This window comes from Pseudomonas sp. DC3200b2 (assembly GCF_049895785.1).
Taxonomy (GTDB): domain Bacteria; phylum Pseudomonadota; class Gammaproteobacteria; order Pseudomonadales; family Pseudomonadaceae; genus Aquipseudomonas; species Aquipseudomonas massiliensis.
In genome coordinates this window covers 1-503 of sequence record NZ_JAFCTA010000023.1, presented here as the reverse complement: position 1 = coordinate 503, position 503 = coordinate 1, and the positions used below count along the sequence as shown (strand labels likewise).

The following is a 503-nucleotide window of genomic DNA, read 5'->3' as shown; positions in this document are numbered from 1 at the left end:
CCCGGCGGCAAATTCCAGCGACACCATCAACCTGGTGGTAACCGGCACCTCGACCGAGGCCGCCAACGGCAGTACTGCCACGACGTCGAACACCATAACCATCAATGTCACGCCAGTGGCAGACGCTCCGGTCGTGGACAGCACCCGTGCCGTATCGGGCGACGAAGACACCTCCATCGCTTTGGGCACCGTGGCCAGCTACGCCGACAACGACGGCTCGGAAACCCACACCACGGTCATCAGCGGCATCCCGGCCGGCGCGACCATCACCGACGGCACCAATAGCTTCACCGCTACCGCGACCAACGGCAGCGTGGACGTGAGCGGCTGGAACCTCTCGGGCATCAGCTTCAACGCCGGCAGCAACGTCAGCGGCGACTGGAACCTGACCGTTACCGGTACTTCCACCGAGACGGCCAACAACAACACCAGCACCACCGTGGGCACCATTGCTGTATCGGTGACGCCGGTGGCTGATGCCGCCGTGGTTCCGGCCCAGACCC

1 protein-coding gene is annotated in these 503 nt (G+C 64.8%); it reads left to right on the top strand.

Going from position 1 to position 503, the window contains the following annotated elements; all coding sequences use genetic code 11:
• A partial coding sequence (locus tag ACP691_RS21680) for a hypothetical protein (protein WP_426199785.1) occupies window positions 1-503 on the top strand: 503 nt, incomplete at both ends.